This window comes from Delftia sp. Cs1-4 (genome assembly GCF_000214395.1).
Classification (GTDB): Bacteria; Pseudomonadota; Gammaproteobacteria; order Burkholderiales; family Burkholderiaceae_C; genus Comamonas; species Comamonas acidovorans.
This window is the reverse complement of sequence record NC_015563.1, coordinates 1,927,140-1,944,812: the sequence shown is the minus strand read 5'-3', so window position 1 is coordinate 1,944,812 and position 17,673 is coordinate 1,927,140. Positions and strand designations below refer to the sequence as shown.

Genomic DNA, 17,673 nt, shown 5'->3' with positions numbered 1-17,673 from the left:
GAACTCAGTCGATGCTGGCGCCGGAGGCCTTGATGATCGGCGCCCATTTCGCCAGGTCGCTCTTGATCAGCGCGGCAAATTCGGCCGGCGACGAGCTGCGTGCCTTCGCGCCATCCGCCTGCATGCGCTTGGCCATCTCGTCGGTCGCCATGACGGCGCCGATCTCGCTGCTGAGACGCCGGACGATGGCGTCCGGCGTGCCCGCCGGCGCGAGGACGCCGAACCAGATCGTGACGTCATAGTTGGGCAGTCCTGACTCCCGGAAGGTCGGCACGTCGGGAAGCAGCGGCGAGCGCTCCGTCCCGGTGACGGCGATCGCGCGGACCTTGCCGGCCGAGATGTTCTGCACCTGTGTCGCGATGGTGTCGAACATCATGTTGATCTGCCCTCCAAGCAGGTCGACCGTCGCGGGCGCCGACCCCTTGTACGGCACATGGGTGATCTGGATGCCCGCCATGCTGCGAAGCAGTTCACCCGATAGATGCGTCGAACTGCCGTTCCCTGCGGAGCCGTAGGTCAGACTGCCGGGCTTCTCCTTCGCCAGCTTGACCAGGTCAGACACCGTCCTGATGGGAATCTGGGGATGCACCACCAGAACATTCGGTGTGGTCGCCATCAGACTGATGGGCGCGAAGTCTTTCACCGGGTCATAGCGGATCTTCTTGTACAGGCTCGGATTGATCGCCATCGTGCCGGTCGTCGCGAAGAAGAGGGTATAGCCGTCGGCCGGCGCCCGTGCCACGGCTTCGGCGGCGATGGTCCCGCCGGCGCCGCCACGGTTGTCGATCACCACCGGCTGACCCAGGTGGTCCCCGAGCTTCTGGGCGAGCGCCCTGGCCATGGCATCGGTGGGTCCGCCGGCGGGAAACGGAACCACGAGCGTGACGGGCTTGCCCGGGTAGGGTGCGGACTGTGCATGCGCCGCGCCGCCCGTGATGCACAAGGCGATGCCGACGCACGTCAGAAATGTGTGAAAACGCATGTTTGTCTCCTGCTAGTTTTCAAGCAATTTAGGGCACATCGGCACCTCAGCACAGGTGGATGCGGACATTTCAGGTTTCCATTAAAGTGAAACCATGGACATCAAGCAGCTTGCGATCTTTTGCGAAGTCGCGGAGGCCCAGTCGCTGTCGCGCGCGGCAATCGCCACCGACATAGCCCCGTCCCTGGTCAGCAGACGCGTCGCCCAACTGGAACAGGAGTGGGGTGCGCGACTGTTCGACCGCACGGGGCGCGGGATGGTCTTGTCTGCTTACGGACACCGCATGTACCCCGAGGTCAAGGACTTGCTTCGGCGCTTCGACGCCCTGTCGACGACGGCCATCGAGAGCTCCGGACTCGTCAGCGGCGTCGTGCATGTGGGCGTGCCGCCTTCGATGTCCCAGCATTTGCTGCCTGAGCTCTTCGCGGACATCCACGCCCGCGCACCCTCGGTGCGGCTCCGGATCACGGAGGGCTTCAGCGGCGCGCTCATTCAGCAGCTGGGGACGGGCCGGTTGGACATCGCGATCGTCAGCCGCTATGGCGCTTCCGCATGGCGTGAGGACGACATCATGGGCTGGCTCGATACCTGCCTCATCGGCCGCCCGTTGCCGAACCACCATGGTCAGACCATCGCCTTCAAGGATCTCGAAGGCATTCCCCTGGTGCTTCCGCCTATGCCGAATGGCCTTCGCTCGGCCCTGGATTTGCTGGCACGCCAGAAGCAGGTCGTGCTGAACATTGCGATCGAAGTGGAGACCTTGCCATCGATGAAGGATGTGGCGCTGCGCGGTTCGGCCTGGACGATGCTGCCACTGCTGGCGGTGAGGGAGGAGGTGGCATCGGGTGCTTTGGTTGCCTGGCCGATCGAAAGGCCCTCGATCAAGCGCACCATCGCCATCGAATTTTCCAAGCGGCACCCTTTGTCCAACGCCAGCCGGCTGGTCGCCGCACGCATTCGGACCCTCGCCCCGGCACACCTCAAATCCGTGCCGCGCCGAAAGGTCGCCCCATGAAAATGCGCCCGGGCTGCTCCCTTGCGCCGCCTCGGCGCGCAGGTGGCCCAGCGGCACGCGCCAACCGCCCACGGCCTGCGCGTCGTGTCCGCTGAAGCCATCGCATGTCCTCTTCGCCATCCTCCCCCGCTGCTCCTTGCCATGTGCCTGCCGTGCATGCGCACACCCCGCCCCTGTCGATTCACGCTGCGGCCGTCGCCGCCGCATGGATGGTCTGCGCGTACCTGACGGCACAACGCGGGGTCCGCGAGCTGGGTATCGCCGTCCCCGGCAAGGACGCTCTGCGCGACGGGCTCTCGGGGTTGTGGAACGCGAACGCACTGGGACTGCTGGAGCGCGAGAACCGATGCGAACTCGATGGCATGACCGTCTTCCTGCTCACCGAGAAGATCCGCGTGGGCCGGCTGGCGGGCCCCATCATCGCGATCGGCACGGACCTGGGGCTGCTCGCCGAGATCGCCGCAGGCCATGGCGTCACGGACCTCATCTATGTCCCCCGCACGCCCGAATGCCTCGCCGCCTACCTCGCGCGCCACCCGGACTCCGCCGCCGTCGATCTACGCCTCGAAGATGCCGGCGCCACGTTGTCCGCGGAGCACGAGATGCGCGCGGCATGGTTCGACGAGCGCTACGAGATCCTCGCGCACGATGTCCTGCATGCAGGCTCCAAGCCGAGGTACCTGGGGGCCTTGGATCAGCGACGCTGCCGCTATTGCGGCAAGGGGGCGCCGGCGGCGGCCTTCCGCACCAAGGCGCACGCGTTCCCCGAGCTGATTGGCAACAAGGCACTCATTGATCGCTGGGAATGCGATGAGTGCAACAAGCACTTCGCCAAGATGCTCGAGGATGACTACGCGAAATGGACGCTGCCCATGCGCTCGATGGGCAGGGTCAACGGCAAGGGCATCCCGTCTTTCAAGTCGCGCGACCAGCAACTGCGCATCGACGCGCGAGACGCCGCCCACCTGCAGATCCGGATGGGGGAAAGCGACCCGCGCCACGAGCTCGACCCGGACCGGAAGACGTTCACGCTGCATCTCGAGCGTCAACCCTATGTGCCCATGGGCGTCTTCAAGTGCCTGGTCAAGATGGCCCTGGCCGTCATGCCCGAGCCCGAGGCCGGCGCCTGCGCGCATCTGAAGCGCTGGGTGCTGGCGCCCGCGCACAGCTTCGAAAGCTATCCCTACCGGCCTCTTCGCCTTCTGGAACAGTTCGTGCCGGGACCGCTGCCGACCGACCAGTTCCAGTACGCACTTCTTCGCAGGCGCGAGGAGCGCGCCGATTGCCCCTACCTCATCTTCGTGGTGCAGTTCTCCAACGTCGTTCACCAGATCGTGCTGCCGATGCACGAGCAAGACAGCGCACTCACCGACCAAGGACAGTTCGAGCTGTGCTTCTTCCCGCACACCGGCGGCACGCAGCAGCACGTGGACACTTTCGGGCGCAGCCGGTCGCGTGTCGTGGATCTGAGCGGCACCGACATCGTGCGGGACGATCAACAGACCCTGAGTTTTCGCTACACGGAGACGATCGAGCGATCCTCCCCCGGCACTTAGTGTCTGCGGCGACGCGGCGCCGCCAATGCCATGCCGGTGGGCGCCGGCGACCGGCGCGGCCGCGACATGCGCGCCGGTGCTTGCCGGATGTGGGCGCTGCGCTCTGGACCGCCTCCCCGAATTCGCCGGTCCCAGCCCTGGTTCGGTCAATGGGAGCGGCCATGCGCGGCCAGGCTCTTGAGCGGCCGGCCGGCCTGACCGATAGTGCCATGGCTACCCGTGGGCATCGTGCTCACCCAGCCTTCTTCGTGGCCTGTCCGCAGGCCGCCTGAAGTCCAGCCCTGCTGGCGTTGCGATCGTTACTCGCCCTGTGGAGCCGGATCCGTCCGGCTCAGGCCATGCCCATGGCCCCGGCAATGCGTCCCGCCCCGAGCGGGACTTGGACCGCGCCGTTCCTCTCCCCGCGAGCGGAGCGTCGCGAGACGCCCGACGTGACGGTGCCATGTGCGCCGCCGCGCCTGGCTGCGAGGAGGCTCCGATCCGATGGATCGCGGGCCTCATCACCTTGGCGCACCGGCAGGTGTCGTCGCTGAGCGCTTCGGCATCGCCGAAGCATCCCGAACGGGGAACCTGTTTCCCCGGGAAGGGAGCGGTGTTCCCCATTTTTTTGGATGGAGGACACCATGTTCACTGACGTGACGAGAGACCGGCGCGCCGCGTGCGTGCTGTTGGGTGGCTCGGGACAGCGCGAGACGCGCCGGCCACAGAGCCGCCGCGTGGCCGTGCTGCTGCGGCCATGGTCGGATGCTTCGGCGCAACTTGCCGGGAAGCAGCAGGCCGAGACGACGATGGCGCAGGGTTGATCAATGATCGACCGCTACCGCAAGCAGATTGCCATGACCGTCGTCCAGCTCGCCATGGACGATCCGGGACTGGTCAAGGCCGTGATTGTCCGGCTGCGCAAGCTGGGAGAGATCGAACAGGACGACCTGGCGTACCTCGAGCGCATTGCCGACAAGTGGATCGGCATCGCGCAGCAGGCACGCTCGGGGGTACGGCGCTAGGTGCACAGGCAACTGGGCACCATCGCCTGCGCCGACGCCTTCGCATGCGTTGCCATGAAGATCAGGACGCGCCATGGACGGAATCTTTCCGTGGCCGAGTCCCTGAACGAGACCAGTGCGTTTCACCTGCCCTCGAAGTCGATACCGCGATCTGCGGTCCTCGGCTTCGGCGGGAGGCAAACGCAGTGAGTAGCCTGCCCGAAGCGAGCGCTTCGACGCGGGTCAGCGAGGGTGGGTCGGGTGAACTCACCGGGCCGGCCGCGCTTCGTGCGGAACCACGGCAACTCCCACCGGAGCTGTCGTCCGCGTCCTCCTCTGTTCACCGCCAACCATCGGAGGCATAGCCATGTCGCAAGAGAAAGTCCCTGCCCGCCGCAAACTCGAAAGCGTGGAAAGGCAGGAAGAGAAGACCTGGGTGGATTTCTACCCGCAGGCCCGCAGTGATGCGGCCCTGGCCGAGGAGATCCTCGCCGAGCTGGAGCGCGACGAGACGCTGCGGCGCCGGCATCGCGGTCTGTACCTGTGCTGCCAGCGCTGCATCCGGCTCCACGAGAACCGCGAAGCACGCAACCGGCGCATCGGCCGCTTCGTGCGCAGCCTGTTCAGCGCGCTGTTCATCGCCTTTCCGAAGGCGGCGCTCGCAGCGCTGCGATCAGGCCGCAACCTGGCCGTCGCCTGCCTGCCCGAGGCCGAGGAGAATCCCGCCGAACGGCAAGTGCGGCGCCTCATCGAGAACGAGGCCTACGCCCAGGCCGACAAGGCGTTTCGTGAGCGCGCGCGCAAGGCTGCGGACCGGTCCGACGCCACGGCCCCGGCCCCGGCCGCGAACGCGGAAGCCGCCGTCGAGCCTCGCTCTGCCACACAGTCGGCGGCCGGTTGATCAACCGCCGACAGAGTACCGGACGCCCTGCCCGCCGCACCCGCGGTGGCGCACGGGCGGATCGGCCTGCGCTCGCGCTGCCCCGCGCCATCACGGCGACGGCGCTCGCCCCTTCCTTTGCTCCGGCGCTTTTCCCCGCACGGCCCCTTGATCGGCCGCGCCGAAGCGCTGCGCCACACGGCGCTCCCCTGCCCGCTAACCCTGGTCGCTCCCTTCACCCCCGTTTTGCTCCTGATCGAACTCCAGCAGTTGCGCCGGCGGCACGTTCAACGCTGCCGCGAGAATGCAGATGTTGCGCAGCGCGATATTCCGAAGGCCGCGCTCGACCTCGCTGAGGTAACTCCTCGACAAGCCGCTCTCATAGGCCAGCGCCTCCTGCGACACCCCTGCCTTGCGGCGTGTGGCCGCAAGGTGGCGCCCGAAGCACACCAGGGGTTCGTATTCCAGTTCCATAGCATTCCTTTGCATTGAACGCTATCGGATCACTTGCTATGAGGCTACTCGGTATGAGGGCACTTTCTATAAGAGCACTCTCTATGAGTGACATTCCGCTGTGCCTGCCTGGCGCCGTGCGGGCGTCCATGGCGCTTGACCGCGTTCACGCGATTGCGCTCGCGCCTTCCGGAGGATGGCGCCGGGATCCGGGACGGCAGCTGCTCGCGGGTTCTGCTTCAGCGCCAGGGCAAGGTCTGCAAAGAAAACAGGCCGGTGCGGCGGCGTGGCCACCGGCTGGAACCGGGCGCCGGGTTCATCCGGGCATGCGGCGCGGCGGCACCCGGCCGACGCATTGATCGAGTTCCTCGTCGATCAGCCAATGCAAAAAGCGCGCAGCGTGCGAATTGCCGTGGTAGTACCGCTTGCAGCCCGCGACGTACGCCTCCAGGTCCGCCAGCGTGCGGACACCGACCGGCTCGAAGTCCGTGATCTCCTTGAAGACCTCGGCTTCACGCCGAGTCAGGCGTATCTGGTTGCCGCATCGAAGCATGGCCATCGTGGTTGGAAGAAGTCCTGAGAGGCCACATCTTGGGGCAAGACAAGGCGCTTGTGCTCGCCGCACCGCCGCCTGGCCGCAAATCGCACTGCATCGAGACTGGGGTCGGATTCCGCCAGTATTCCCGCGCTCGCGCGCCGTGCCTGGCGCCTACAACAGCCCGTCCATGAGCTCGTCCAACCCCAATCGCGGGCGCTTCGGCGGCCGCGGCTCGCGGATCCCCAGCAACTCGCCGATCTGGCGTTCATCGGCACCGCGGCGAGCCAGCCTGTCCATCACCGTGTAGCGCACGCTGAGCGCCGAGAGCCCCGGAAATCCGATCCTCCGGAAGATCTTGCGGTAGGCATAGTGGATCTCCTGGCAGAGAAACCGCGTGCCCGACGGCGTCGGGAGGGCCTCCACCAGGAATGGCCGTCCATGCTGCTCGAGAAACAATGCTGCCGAAGGATCCAGGCCTCGGTACGGCGTGCCCCCGCCGGCCTGGGTGCGCGTCGCGAGATAGGCATCAATGGCGGCGCGCGCCGCCTCGCTGGAGAAGTACAGCGGCCGGGCCCGGGCGTTCACCGCCACGCAGGGGCGGACCAGCGACTTCAGGCGCACCGTGCCGTCGGCGTTCAGGTAGTCCCCCACCTGCATGCGGGCGATTTCGAGCGGCCGCAGGCCGGTAGCCAGCAGGATCCACACCATGGCGACGTCGCGCTCCGGGGTCTGGGTATGCAGCCGGACGCGCCGCAGCGCGGTGCGAATGTCCTCGTCCGAGAGCACCACCGGATCGGCGTCCTTCTCGTAGGCGGCGACGGGCACATAGCCCTGCAGCGCTGCCTCGATGGCTGGACGATGGACGCGCAGCTTGCGCGCGAACATCGCCCGGCTCTCGTTCAGCCCGTCGACGCCGACCTCGCGGATCAGCCGCAGGACGAGCGACTTCACGCGCCGCTCCACGGCGGTACGCGTCAGGCCGTGGTCGCGCGCCGCCGCCTCGTAGGTCTTGCCTGCGAGCACCGCGAGCAGCAGCGTCTTGGAGAGCGACAAGCGATCCGAATCCATGTCGAGCCATCTGGCCAGTGTTTCCCTGGACCCGATGCTCCGGATTGCCGCGTTCCGGCGCCACCCAGAATCCGCCCGAAATGACGGCGATTTCGGCGGCAGGTCGCGCCCGCGCCGCGCCCTTCGTCTCAGCCGGCCCCGCGCCTGCTGCCGTCATCGGCCGCCAGGTCGGCGCCCTCGAACGCATCGCGCACCGCCGCCACGATCGGCCCGTGGTGCGCATGCAGGCCGCCGCCTTCGCCGAAGATCTCCGGCAGTTCCTTGCGCAGCTTGTTGCTCACCTGCCAGTTTCCTTCCTTGAGCGAACGGATGATCCGGTCGGCGTCCTGGTCGGGCATCTCGACCAGGTTCTTGATGGCGGCGCGGGCGTCGTCGTGGCGGCGCAGCGCCAGCGCCTCCTCGGCCATCTCGTGCTCGACGGTCTGGCGCAGGACATCGCTGAGGTATCTGGCGTGTTCGGACAGGTCCAGGTAGCGCCACGCATGCTGGGCGTCTTCCGTCTGCAGGAACTCGAAATCGGTGACCACGCCGTCGGGACAGGTTCGCGACGCTCCGAAACGGTAGCCATCGGCATGGCTGCGCATGAACGGACGGGAGAACACTTCCAGGGCGTGGTCGTATCCGGCCCGTCCTCTAGCCGAGCCGGCGATCGTGGCAGACACCGGCACGATGATGTTGGCGGGCACAGCCTTGTCGGCCGCGAGCAGGTGGTTCACGAGGAAGCGATGGATCCGGCCGTTGCCGTCCGCAAGCGGGTGGAGGTACACGAACGCGAACGAGACGGCCGCTGCACGCGCCAGCGCATTGGCGCCCCGCGTGCGGGCCTCGAAGCTGCGCAGGGCGTCCAGCATGCCGTCCACGAGTTCCTCAGAGGGAGCAATGTAGTGGACGATCTGCGCCCTGAAGGTGCTCTGGCCGACGAACACCGGCGAGCGGCGGATGCCGACCCGCAGCGCGGCATCGCCCAGCAGGGCGCGCTGCAGCGTGATCAGGCTGTCCGGCGACATGGGGTCGTCCATGCGGCCGCTGAACTCACCGATGGCCGCGGCGAAGCGTTTGACGCGGTCCTGCTTGTCCGCCTCGTGCTCGATCGCGAAACTGGCGCGGGATTCCTTGAAGGTGAGCCAGGCCGCGCTGCGCAGGAGCAGTTCCGGCCCGTAGACGTCGTCGAGCGCCTGGACACCCGCTGCCACGTCGTAGAGCCAATCGCGCTCGCCTGGGGCCCCCAGGTGCACCATCGGGCAGAAATCGCGCGTGCCGGGAAGGTTGTCGTTGACGCGCCAGCGCCGGTTGCGTTCGGGCCGCTGGGCCGCCAGGTACAGGCTGGCGTCCATCGCATCCACATAGCCTACGTTGGGCGCGGTGTCCGGCACGGCAAGCTGGCGGCCAGTGAACCACTCGTAGAAGAAGCCCGCGCGGCGCGCGTACCCGCCGGTCGGCGCTTCCCTCACCCAGGAGGCGACCTCCTCGGGGTCGATGCAGTGGAACAGCCTGGAGAAGAACTCGAAATTGAGCCGCTCGTACTTGAGGCCGAATTCGAAATGCCCGCGGAACGTGTCCGTCGGCTGGTACTGTGCCGTCCAGGTGCGGATCTCCCGGCCACCGGCGAGCTCGCGCTGGCGAACCGCGCCCAGGCGGCTGAGCGTGTGCAGCGGCTGCACCAGGCGGACGCTGTGCTGCGCCTCCAGCCGATGGAATCCCAACAAGTTGTCTGGCATGAGGTGCAATTCCGCTATAGGTTCGACTATTTTGCTATGGAATCTGGCCTTTTCATCTAAAACGCTATATTAGAAGCATCATCAAGGCCATGGGCAGGTCGCAGGCCAGGCTTGACACGCCGCAGGCCCATGGGAACGTCGGAACGAAGGGTGCCGTCGCGGCCGCAATGCTGACGACGCGTCCCACCATGCGGCTCGCACGCAGCATCAATTCGCCTGCATCGATTCGCCATCACTCCAGGGATTGATCACCTGGATGCCGCATTCGGCGAAATCATCGACGTTGCGCGTCGCCAGCCTAGCGCCACGCGATTTGGCGATCGCCGCAATCATGGCGTCGAACTGGCTGATCGGCTTGCCGACGATACTCCGCGACGCGGCGATTTCAGCATATGCAACGGCCGCATCGTTGTCGAAGCCCAGAAACGATGCAATGATGCGCCATGGCACACCCACGGCGAGGGGCTGCGCGGCGAAGCGCGCGTCGTCGCGGAACGCGGAAGGAGGCGCCGTGCCCTCAACGCCGCGCCCGGGGCAGATCTGGCGGCGAGACCTGCCAGCCGCCCTGCTCCTCGATCCAGCGGCGCACGTCCTCGGCGCGCCACGCCGTCACGTTGGCCGAGAGCTTCACCGGAGCGGGAAAGCTCTTGTCCACGACACGGCGCCACAGCGTGGATTTGGAGAAAGGCACGAAGATCAGCACCTGGGCCTGGCGCAGGAAGCCCGTCTCGGGCAGCGTGACGGGGCGATGGGAAAGAGTAGGCATGGTTCGACTCCTCACCGGCGCATGCCGGTCGATGGCCGACCCGCTCGTTCACGTGGGGTTAGGTCAGGATCACACCCACGGCAGGGACGCGACACTAGAGGCACGCACCGCGGACGTCCCCTGGGCGGTGTGGCAGTCGATGAACATGGGCCGAAGGGCCGCGCCTTGGCCGGGCCCGACCAGAACCTTGGCCGCGATCGCGGCAAGGCTGGAGTTGATGTGGTCGTGCGCCGATTGCACCACCCGTGGCGTGGCCGGGACGAAGCCGGCCCCACCACGCCCTGCAGGCGCGCAGACCCGGCCTACCGGGTCCGGCACGGCCGCGGGCGAGGAATCGCAGGCTCTCCGAGGCTAGATGATCGAGGAGATCCAGCTGTCTCCTGCTCGCGGCGTGCGCTCTGAACGCAGTGCCGTGGGAGCGACGGACACCATAGTGCACACCATCCGTCAGGGGAACCGGTTGGGGCCCAGGCGCCACGCCTTGAGACCGAATGCACCGCGCCGCAAGCGCAAATCGGGGTGACGCCGTGCGGCCCTCATCCGGCAATGGGGCAGGACACCGAAGGCCGCTGTGCGCGGCACGCGCGCTAGGAGGTCAGTCGGCGGCATCCGCCACCCGATCGGCGGCCTCTGATGGCTGCGGGTCCGCAGGTCCAGGCAGGGTAGCCGCCTCTCCATACGGATCGGCAGCCTGGACGTATCCGTCCATCACGGCGGGATCGGCCACCTTGCGCCGCACGCGCCGCACCACCACCGAGCCGCTGGCCACCGCGGCCTCGCCGGGCACCGCCGCGTCCGGTCCACGTTCCAGCGCTTCGCCGGGTGGCAGGGTCCCTTCGCCGGCGTCGGCGGAACCGGTCGCAGCCGGAGGGTTCAAAGCGGCGACGTCGCCTTCCCCACCGGCGTCGAAGGACGCCGGCCCCGTCTGCTGCATGCCGTCCGCATCGGGCACTTCGGGGTGCTCCGCGCCGCGCTCGCCGTCGCGCGCGGCCATGGCGTTCATTCGCCTGCGCAATCCGGTGGCCAGCCGCCGCGCCGAGTTCGCGATGTCCCTGATCTGCCGCTTCAACGCGGCGCGCTGGATGTCCAGCGCCTGCGTGGTGATGACCTCATGAATCTCCAGCGTCTGCAGCAGCGGCATCAGCTGGTCGAGCTGGTTGAGCACCTCCAGGTAGCGCCGCCCGCTCGACGAGAGGATGCCGACTTCGATCTCGAGCGGCTGGGTGTCATAGGTGGCGAAGCTGCTGATGCCGTTCGCCTTGAACAGCGCCTCCGCGCCGTCGAGTGCCTGGTTGAGCTTGTCCTTGGCCGCATCGATGTCGGCCCTGAGCGCGGTCTCGATCTTCTCGATGTCCTGGTGGTCGATGCGCGTGCGCGCGATCACGGAGATGAAGTGGGCATTGAGCTGCAGGGTATTGAACATGCGCACGAAAAGGCGTTTGGCCTCGGCGCTCGTGAGGTGCGTGCGGATCTTGAGGCTGGCGGCCTCGACGCGGCGGAAATCGGCCTTGGCCTCCCTTGCCAGGATCCTCGCATTGACCGCGCCCTGGTCCGTCTTCACGATCTGAATGTCTGCCATCGTCGCCTCCGGTGCTTCGGCTACTTGGGGTACTTCGGCCGATCTTCAGCGCCGCCCCGGCGCGCCGCCACCCGAAATCCGGCGCAAGTGCGGCGCATTTCGACGACAGCTCGGGCCGGGCCGGCACGCCGGCTTGACCGGCCCCGGGGGCCTCGCTACCGTGGTATCCAACGGCAGCTGGCCCGTGGGCCCCGGCGACTTGCGCGCCGGTCGGTCCCAAGCGCGAGCCCTGGAGCACGACCGCCCGGCACAGGCCGCGGCCTTCATCGGAACAGGCTTTCGAGGCAAGCGTCTGGCCTTGCGCCGAAAGCTCTTTCCGATCGGTAGCTGGCGCACCGATCACGGCGGATCCCCCGCCACACCTCAAGCCAGCCTGGGTCCATCGACCCGCAAGCCCCGGCCCAGCGCCGGCAGTCATCACCCCGAGGGGCATCCGCCCCTCGCAGGGGTCGCGCTGCCTCCTCGATTTCTTGGAGTCAGCCATGCCGCAAAGCATTGCATCCCATCGCCCGCAGCCCCACGCCGGGCCGGGCATGTTCTTTCTGTCCCCCAGCACGGCGCTGACGGGCGCGTCGATCATCGCAGCGCCCGACTGGTCGCTGTTCGAGCCCGAGAACGAGCGGGACACGCAGGAGTGGACGGAGGAGGAGATCGTGTTCCTCCACTGGCGTCTGCTCAGGGACGTGGTCGACCTCGCCGACCCCGATGCCCCGCTCGAGGAAAAGCTGGCGACCCTACGCTGGATCTTCACCGAGTCGGACAAGGACCAGCGTCCTTTTTCCTTCGCGAGCTGCCTGCGCGTGGTCGGCTGCAGCCCGCTGTCGCCGATTCCCTATTGCGGCCTGGTCGACTGCGAGTCGATCCGCGAAACCATCGCGATCAACGTCAAGCGCTGGCTGCGCGAGACGCTCACGCGCTATCCGCAATGGGTGGCCGAGGCGGTGGCGCGCAATCCGGAATGGATCGAAGCGCAACTGGCCAAGAACCCGCAGTGGATCAACGAGCAGATCAAGAAGCACGCCATGCAAGGCGACCTGTTCGCCTGAGCACGCTGCCTGTCCCATTTCCCGGAGTCCGCACGGGCGGGCTCCCCCATTGAGGAGATTGCCATGTCTTCATTGCAGATCACGTTGTGCCTCGCCTTCGTGCTGGCCGCCTATGGCGTTGCCGCCCGGTTCGACGAGGACGCGGCGCGCACGGACCGCGAGGTTTCCGCTGCGCCCCAGGACCCGGCGAAGGCCACGCTGCGCCGCGGCGACGCCTCCCCGCGCCCGAACCCGCCGACCGCCCCCATGGACGCGGAGCCGGCAACCACGGAGGTGGCGCCATGAACCGGCCATCGCACTGCGCCTGCGCCCGGCCCATGGTGCCGGTGCGCGATGCGACGGACATCGACTTCCTCGTCAAGGAAAGCGAGATCGTCACCGGCGTCGCCGGCCGCACCTTCGTCGTCCTGGGCGCTCGAAACTGTGCCTACCGCATCGAGCTGGTGCCTTGCGGCTACCTGCTCGATCCGCTGGACGACGGTGGCGCCGGCACCGGCGCGCAGCTCGTGACTGCCGCCGACTGGCCGCTGCACGCCGTGGCGCGCGCCCTGCGCGCAGGCCTCGTCTTCACGGTCGAGGCTGGGCGGTGACGCCCCGTCGCGACCTTCATTTACCCGCAAGGGCCGCGATCCCAGGAGGGTTCGGGCCGCGCGGATCACCCACCCGGAGAGACCCATGAATCCCATAGAGCAAACGGTCCTGCCCACCTCGCGGAGGCCGGCATGACGGAGCAGAAATACGCATTGCGCGTGGAGGACGTGCAGGCCCGCGCGCATGGCCGCTGGGACGAGATCCTGCGCAGCCTGGGCGTGGACGAGCGGCTTCTGCGGCGCAAGAACATGCCCTGCCCGCTGTGCGGCGGCACCGACCGCTTCCAGTACACCGACCGCTACGGCGAGGGCAACTATGTCTGCCGCAACTGCGGCGCCGGCGGCGGCTTCAAGCTGCTTCAGGCCATCACGGGCTGGGACTTCGCGCATACGCTGGAGATGGTCGCCCAGACCGTGGGTGGCCTGCCGGCCGCCGCACCCGCCCGCGCGGAGACAGCGTCCGGCGAGCGCATGCTGCAGCTGGCACGCAGGATATGGAGCGAAGGCAGGCCCGTGCAACGCGGGGACGAGGTCGATCGCTATCTCTGCGGCCGCGGCCTGGGCCTGGACGTCTATCCCGGATCGCTGCGCTTCCATCCCCGGCTGGGCTACTACGAGCGCGATGGCAGCGGCAAGTCACGCAAGGTCGCCGAGTACGCAGCCATGCTCGCGCGCATCGACGGCCCGGACGGCCAGTTGGTGTCGCTGCACCGGACCTACCTGAGCGGAGGGCGCAAGGCCGCCTTGCCCGACGCGAAGAAGGTCCTGACCTCGGGCATCAACGGCGCGGCCATCCGCCTGTTCGAACCCACGGACGCGCTCGGGCTGACCGAGGGCATCGAGAACGCGTTCGCAGTGCACCTGATGAAGGACATCCCCGTGTGGCCGGGCCTGAGCGCGGGCAACCTGGAGCGGATCTGGCTGCCCGATACGGTGCGCCGGGTGCTGATCTTCGGCGACAACGACGCGAACGCCGACTTCGATGGAGAGGCCAGCGCCTACCTGCTGGCCCGCCGCATCCGCAAGGAGGCGCGGCACGGCATCGAGCGCGAGGTGGAAGTGCATATCCCGCGCAAGCCAGGCGCCGACTGGGCCGACGTCTGGTGGGCCGTGGTCAGCAAGATGAAGCGCGCGGCCTGAAGCCGCGCCAGCCACTGCGAGCCACGGACCAGGCGATGGGTACGGGTCCGGCCAATCGGCCGGACCCGTCTTCTCGGTGACCGGCACAGCGAGTGCCGTCAGCGACAAGGCGAAGGAATACCCGGAGCTTCGCTCCCCTGGTCGCTGCCAGACCAGGCCGCGCGCGTCGCGCGCGGCGAAGGCAGCCTTGGAGTACCCGCGCGACACCCTGTCGCGCGCATCGTGAAGTGGCGATCGCCACTTCCTTGACCATCCCGCGGGGACCTGTTCCCCGAGGGGGGCGTGTGTCCCCGCATTTCACTTCCGACTGGAGATTCAAATGCGCAACGGACGAACCCTCGTGCAACTCGCTCAGGAGCTGGAACGCCAGCTCTCGACCAAGAAGGACCTCGTGCTGCATCCCTCGATGATGCGGCACGAAACCGGCGACCAAGGCAAGGGCAGCCTGGTCATTGACCACCCCAATGGCGGAACCTTCACCGTCACAGAACTCGCGCGGCGCCAGCTGGCCGCCAAGCTCAACATCCCGTACCCGTACTACGACCGCATGCGCAAGGAGCAGCCCAAGCTCCTGGACAACAACGTCAACACGTGGCTGCAGTGCGGCGAGGGACATGCGATGGTGCGCACCCTCGATGGCCAGGCCCGCGCCGTGCTGTCGGACCGCTACCGCCGGCTGGACAACTACGACCTCGCGAACGCCGTCATCCCGATCCTGCAGACGCTGCCGGACATGCGCTTCGAGTCGGTCGAGCTAACCGACACGCGCATGTACCTGAAGGTGGTGGTGCCGCCCATGGCGTACACCATGGAGCCCGGCGACATCGTCCAGGCGGGCGTGGTGATCACCAACTCGGAGGTCGGGCATGGCACGCTGTCGGTCCAGCCCCTGCTGTACCGCGTCGTGTGCAGCAACGGGCTGATCGTTCCCGACCATGCGCTGCGCAAGACGCACATCGGCCGCGCGCTCGGAACGGAGGACAACAATGTCCAGGTCTATCAGGAGGAGACCTTGCAGGCGGACGACCGCGCCTTCTTTCTCAAAGTGCGCGACGTGGTGCAGTCCACGGTCACGGAGCACACCTTCAAGGAAGCGGCGCGCAAGATGCAAAGGACCATGGGTATCAAGCTCACGGGCGACCCGGTCAAGAGCGTGGAGGTGCTTGCCAACCGGTACGACCTCAATGAGGGCGAGCGCTCCGGCGTGCTGCGCCACTTGATCAACGGCGGACAGCTGTCCGCCTATGGGCTGGTCAACGCGGTCACGCATTTCAGCCAGGAGATCCCCAACTACGACCGGGCCACCGAGTTCGAGGAGATCGGCGGCAAGATGATCGAGCAAAGCCCCAAGGAATGGGAAGGCCTGGTCACGGCGGCTTGAGCCACCGCGGCCCCCCGGCCTGAAGCACCACCCCGCCATCCGTTCATCCGGGTGGCGGGGTGCCCTAACCGCCCAGCACCATGGCAGATGCCGGAAATAGGCCGCGCGCACGATCTCGCCTGCCAGGTCCACATCGAAGGCCGGCAGGCCGGGACGCAGCAGTGTGTCCATGTCGTGGTGGAACCCCGCCTTGGCCAGGCGCGCGTCCAGATGCGTGTTGGCGCCTGCCCGAGAAGGAACCCGGACCTGGAACTCCGTATTGATCTTGTCGGCGCGTTCGGCCCCCTGCGGCAGCGCGCCTTCGGGCGCGATCAGCCGCATCGGCCTGCCGCGCAGCGCAATCCCCCGGCGGGGGCCGCGACGCAGCCAGGAGCAGGGACCACGACCGCGCCACCGCATTTACGGGACTCGGCGGCAAGCTCATCGCGCTGGCTGCCCGGAAGTGGGAAGGCCTCGCCACCGCGGCCGGACGGCTTCGCCCCGGTTCCAGAGACCGTCGAGCCTCGCCCGTCCCCGTCGCGGGGGCGGGCGACCCAGCTTTTGCCCCGCATGTTGGCCCGCCGCGCGCGCAATGCGCCCCGCCGGCGGAGCCGCTTACCCCGCCGCGCCTGCGCGCGAGGTCTTCCAGAACTTGCGGACCTGGACGACACCCTCGATCCGTCCCAGCACCTTGAGCTTGCGTCGCACGCTGTCGGCGGCGTCGCGGATGACCGTTTCGGCGTAGTTGCTGTTCGCGCAGCGCAGCACCAGGCCGATGTCCACCCGGTACTCGAGCATGCGCACGAGTTCCAGGCCATCGCACGCGATCAGGTAGGTACCGTTGCCGCAGAACTCGCCCACGCCGAAATCGACGAAGATCGTGTCGCCATCGGCGATGTCGGGCTCCATCTCGTCGCCGCGCATGAGCCTGGCGTGGCAGCCGAACATCTGGTGCTGCACATCACGGGTCACGCCCTGCACCCAGTCTCCCGGCTCGCGGCTCTCGCGGCCCGCGGGGGCGGCGCCCGCCACGGACTCGCGCAGCGATCGCTTCTCATCCACCAGCCCCAGCAGCCAGGAGGGGTCGCCATCCATGCCGGTGCACAGCAGCCGGAACGAGGCGAGGTCCGGCAGGCCGGGCGTCGCCGGATCGATCCAGCGGCGGGTGGTCTGGTACGTCCGGCCCGTGATCGCCGCCAGGTGAAGGGCTTGCGGGTGGCCCTCCGGAATGCGTGCATCACGCATGCGCTCGATCAGCCGCTCGCGCAGGCCGGTGGACAGCGCGGGGTCCGCGCCGGCCGGGGACGCGTCCTCCGGTTGGCGTTTTGCCTGCACCTGCCGGCCCGACGCGCCTGTCTTCGATGTTTGGTTCATTTCGCTCTTTGCCATGCCATTCAGCCGTGCCATGCATCCATGGCATTCACCCCTGCTACGTCCGGCGCGAGTGCCACTCCGAAACAACGCCGATTTCCTCCGTTTCGGCGCGCCCGGAAACATTTTGGAGCAATTTCTACCGGAATTATTTCACGCCAGAGCATATGCTCTCAGCAGCGCGTGTCTACCGGCATGCGTAAAAACGGGCCGACGTGATCGTCACATCCATCCGATCGATGTCTTGCCTGGCGCGTCACTTTACCCGCAAGACATACCGAGGAAGGAGGTTTCCACCATGGTCGACACCCATCTTTCGGAGGTGCAGCTCTCCAATCTCACGCTGCTGCTGACGATGCGCGACAGCATCAGCCGCGACCGGGTCATGGCCTGCGGCCTGTTCGGCCTGCGCGAGCCGGACGCCCAGTACCTCTCATCGCTGTCGCCCACCCAGATTCTCGCCATCGTCGCCAATGTCGGCAACGAGACGCTGTTCGCTCCGCGCAACGACCTGTTCGCGCTGCTGCAGTCGCCCCTGCCCCTTGCCGGCGCGCTCTGCGCGGTCCACCCCCCGTTTCCCGTCAGACCGGCGGCCACTGCAGCGCCACGCGGACACGCCATGTGACCA

Annotated in this window: 20 protein-coding genes; 11 read left to right on the top strand and 9 right to left on the bottom strand. The window is 67.5% G+C overall.

Annotated elements, in window-relative coordinates; all coding sequences use genetic code 11:
* Positions 1-4: 4 nt before the first annotated feature.
* The gene (locus tag DELCS14_RS08635) at positions 5-982 is read right to left on the bottom strand and encodes a tripartite tricarboxylate transporter substrate binding protein (RefSeq protein ID WP_013801289.1); all 978 of its coding nucleotides are present in this window, start codon (positions 980-982) and stop codon (positions 5-7) included.
* A 94-nt stretch (positions 983-1,076) separates the two neighbouring features.
* On the opposite strand from DELCS14_RS08635, the gene DELCS14_RS08630 reads away from it, so the two are divergent.
* The 5 genes from DELCS14_RS08630 (at position 1,077) to DELCS14_RS08605 (ending at position 5,437) form a co-directional block, all read left to right on the top strand.
* Complete coding sequence (locus DELCS14_RS08630) at positions 1,077-1,997, top strand: LysR family transcriptional regulator (RefSeq protein WP_013801288.1); 921 nt, start codon at positions 1,077-1,079, stop codon at positions 1,995-1,997.
* Positions 1,998-2,101: 104 nt separating this feature from the next.
* The gene (locus DELCS14_RS29480) at positions 2,102-3,553 is read left to right on the top strand and encodes an HNH endonuclease (RefSeq protein ID WP_013801287.1); all 1,452 of its coding nucleotides are present in this window, start codon (positions 2,102-2,104) and stop codon (positions 3,551-3,553) included.
* 623 nt (positions 3,554-4,176) lie between these two features.
* The gene (locus tag DELCS14_RS08620; RefSeq protein ID WP_013801286.1) at positions 4,177-4,356 is read left to right on the top strand and encodes a hypothetical protein; all 180 of its coding nucleotides are present in this window, start codon (positions 4,177-4,179) and stop codon (positions 4,354-4,356) included.
* Positions 4,357-4,359: 3 nt separating this feature from the next.
* On the top strand, positions 4,360-4,557 hold the full coding sequence (locus tag DELCS14_RS08615) for a hypothetical protein (protein WP_013801285.1): 198 nt from the start codon (positions 4,360-4,362) through the stop codon (positions 4,555-4,557).
* 346 nt (positions 4,558-4,903) lie between these two features.
* Positions 4,904-5,437 carry a hypothetical protein gene (locus DELCS14_RS08605; protein ID WP_013801284.1) on the top strand — a complete coding sequence of 178 codons (534 nt, stop codon included), beginning with the start codon at positions 4,904-4,906 and terminating at the stop codon, positions 5,435-5,437.
* 195 nt (positions 5,438-5,632) lie between these two features.
* Here DELCS14_RS08605 and DELCS14_RS08600 read toward each other — a convergent pair whose 3' ends face one another.
* From DELCS14_RS08600 to DELCS14_RS30405, 7 genes are all read right to left on the bottom strand, one after another.
* Positions 5,633-5,890, bottom strand: a complete 258-nt coding sequence (locus tag DELCS14_RS08600; protein ID WP_013801283.1) for a helix-turn-helix transcriptional regulator — start codon at positions 5,888-5,890, stop codon at positions 5,633-5,635.
* Between the two features lie 295 nt (positions 5,891-6,185).
* Entirely contained in the window at positions 6,186-6,428 is a 243-nt protein-coding gene (locus tag DELCS14_RS08595) for a hypothetical protein (RefSeq protein ID WP_013801282.1), read from the bottom strand.
* Positions 6,429-6,578: 150 nt separating this feature from the next.
* The gene (locus DELCS14_RS08590) at positions 6,579-7,475 is read right to left on the bottom strand and encodes a site-specific integrase (protein ID WP_013801281.1); all 897 of its coding nucleotides are present in this window, start codon (positions 7,473-7,475) and stop codon (positions 6,579-6,581) included.
* 128 nt (positions 7,476-7,603) lie between these two features.
* Positions 7,604-9,193, bottom strand: a complete 1,590-nt coding sequence (locus DELCS14_RS08585) for a Fic family protein (RefSeq protein ID WP_013801280.1) — start codon at positions 9,191-9,193, stop codon at positions 7,604-7,606.
* A gap of 207 nt (positions 9,194-9,400) precedes the next feature.
* On the bottom strand, positions 9,401-9,649 hold the full coding sequence (locus DELCS14_RS08580) for a PIN domain-containing protein (protein WP_013801278.1): 249 nt from the start codon (positions 9,647-9,649) through the stop codon (positions 9,401-9,403).
* 61 nt (positions 9,650-9,710) lie between these two features.
* Positions 9,711-9,959, bottom strand: coding sequence for an AlpA family phage regulatory protein (locus tag DELCS14_RS08575; RefSeq protein ID WP_013801277.1), 249 nt, complete (start codon positions 9,957-9,959; stop codon positions 9,711-9,713).
* Between the two features lie 595 nt (positions 9,960-10,554).
* The gene (locus DELCS14_RS30405) at positions 10,555-11,538 is read right to left on the bottom strand and encodes an AcaB family transcriptional regulator (RefSeq protein WP_013801276.1); all 984 of its coding nucleotides are present in this window, start codon (positions 11,536-11,538) and stop codon (positions 10,555-10,557) included.
* A gap of 482 nt (positions 11,539-12,020) precedes the next feature.
* Between DELCS14_RS30405 and DELCS14_RS08560 the strand changes: the two genes are divergently transcribed.
* The 5 genes from DELCS14_RS08560 (at position 12,021) to DELCS14_RS08540 (ending at position 15,695) form a co-directional block, all read left to right on the top strand.
* Positions 12,021-12,584, top strand: coding sequence for a hypothetical protein (locus DELCS14_RS08560; protein ID WP_013801275.1), 564 nt, complete (start codon positions 12,021-12,023; stop codon positions 12,582-12,584).
* A 63-nt stretch (positions 12,585-12,647) separates the two neighbouring features.
* Entirely contained in the window at positions 12,648-12,869 is a 222-nt protein-coding gene (locus tag DELCS14_RS08555) for a hypothetical protein (RefSeq protein ID WP_013801274.1), read from the top strand.
* Positions 12,866-13,174 (top strand): hypothetical protein, encoded by a 309-nt coding sequence (locus DELCS14_RS08550; protein WP_013801273.1) that lies wholly within the window; start codon positions 12,866-12,868, stop codon positions 13,172-13,174. Before DELCS14_RS08555 ends, DELCS14_RS08550 begins: the two co-directional genes overlap by 4 nt.
* A gap of 132 nt (positions 13,175-13,306) precedes the next feature.
* Entirely contained in the window at positions 13,307-14,314 is a 1,008-nt protein-coding gene (locus DELCS14_RS08545) for a toprim domain-containing protein (protein ID WP_013801272.1), read from the top strand.
* 319 nt (positions 14,315-14,633) lie between these two features.
* Positions 14,634-15,695 (top strand): DUF932 domain-containing protein, encoded by a 1,062-nt coding sequence (locus DELCS14_RS08540; RefSeq protein ID WP_013801271.1) that lies wholly within the window; start codon positions 14,634-14,636, stop codon positions 15,693-15,695.
* Positions 15,696-16,289: 594 nt separating this feature from the next.
* Here the strand turns inward: DELCS14_RS08540 and DELCS14_RS29475 are convergent.
* The gene (locus tag DELCS14_RS29475; protein WP_013801270.1) at positions 16,290-17,081 is read right to left on the bottom strand and encodes a S24 family peptidase; all 792 of its coding nucleotides are present in this window, start codon (positions 17,079-17,081) and stop codon (positions 16,290-16,292) included.
* Between the two features lie 262 nt (positions 17,082-17,343).
* On the opposite strand from DELCS14_RS29475, the gene DELCS14_RS30400 reads away from it, so the two are divergent.
* On the top strand, positions 17,344-17,670 hold the full coding sequence (locus tag DELCS14_RS30400) for a hypothetical protein (RefSeq protein WP_013801269.1): 327 nt from the start codon (positions 17,344-17,346) through the stop codon (positions 17,668-17,670).
* Positions 17,671-17,673: the final 3 nt, after the last annotated feature.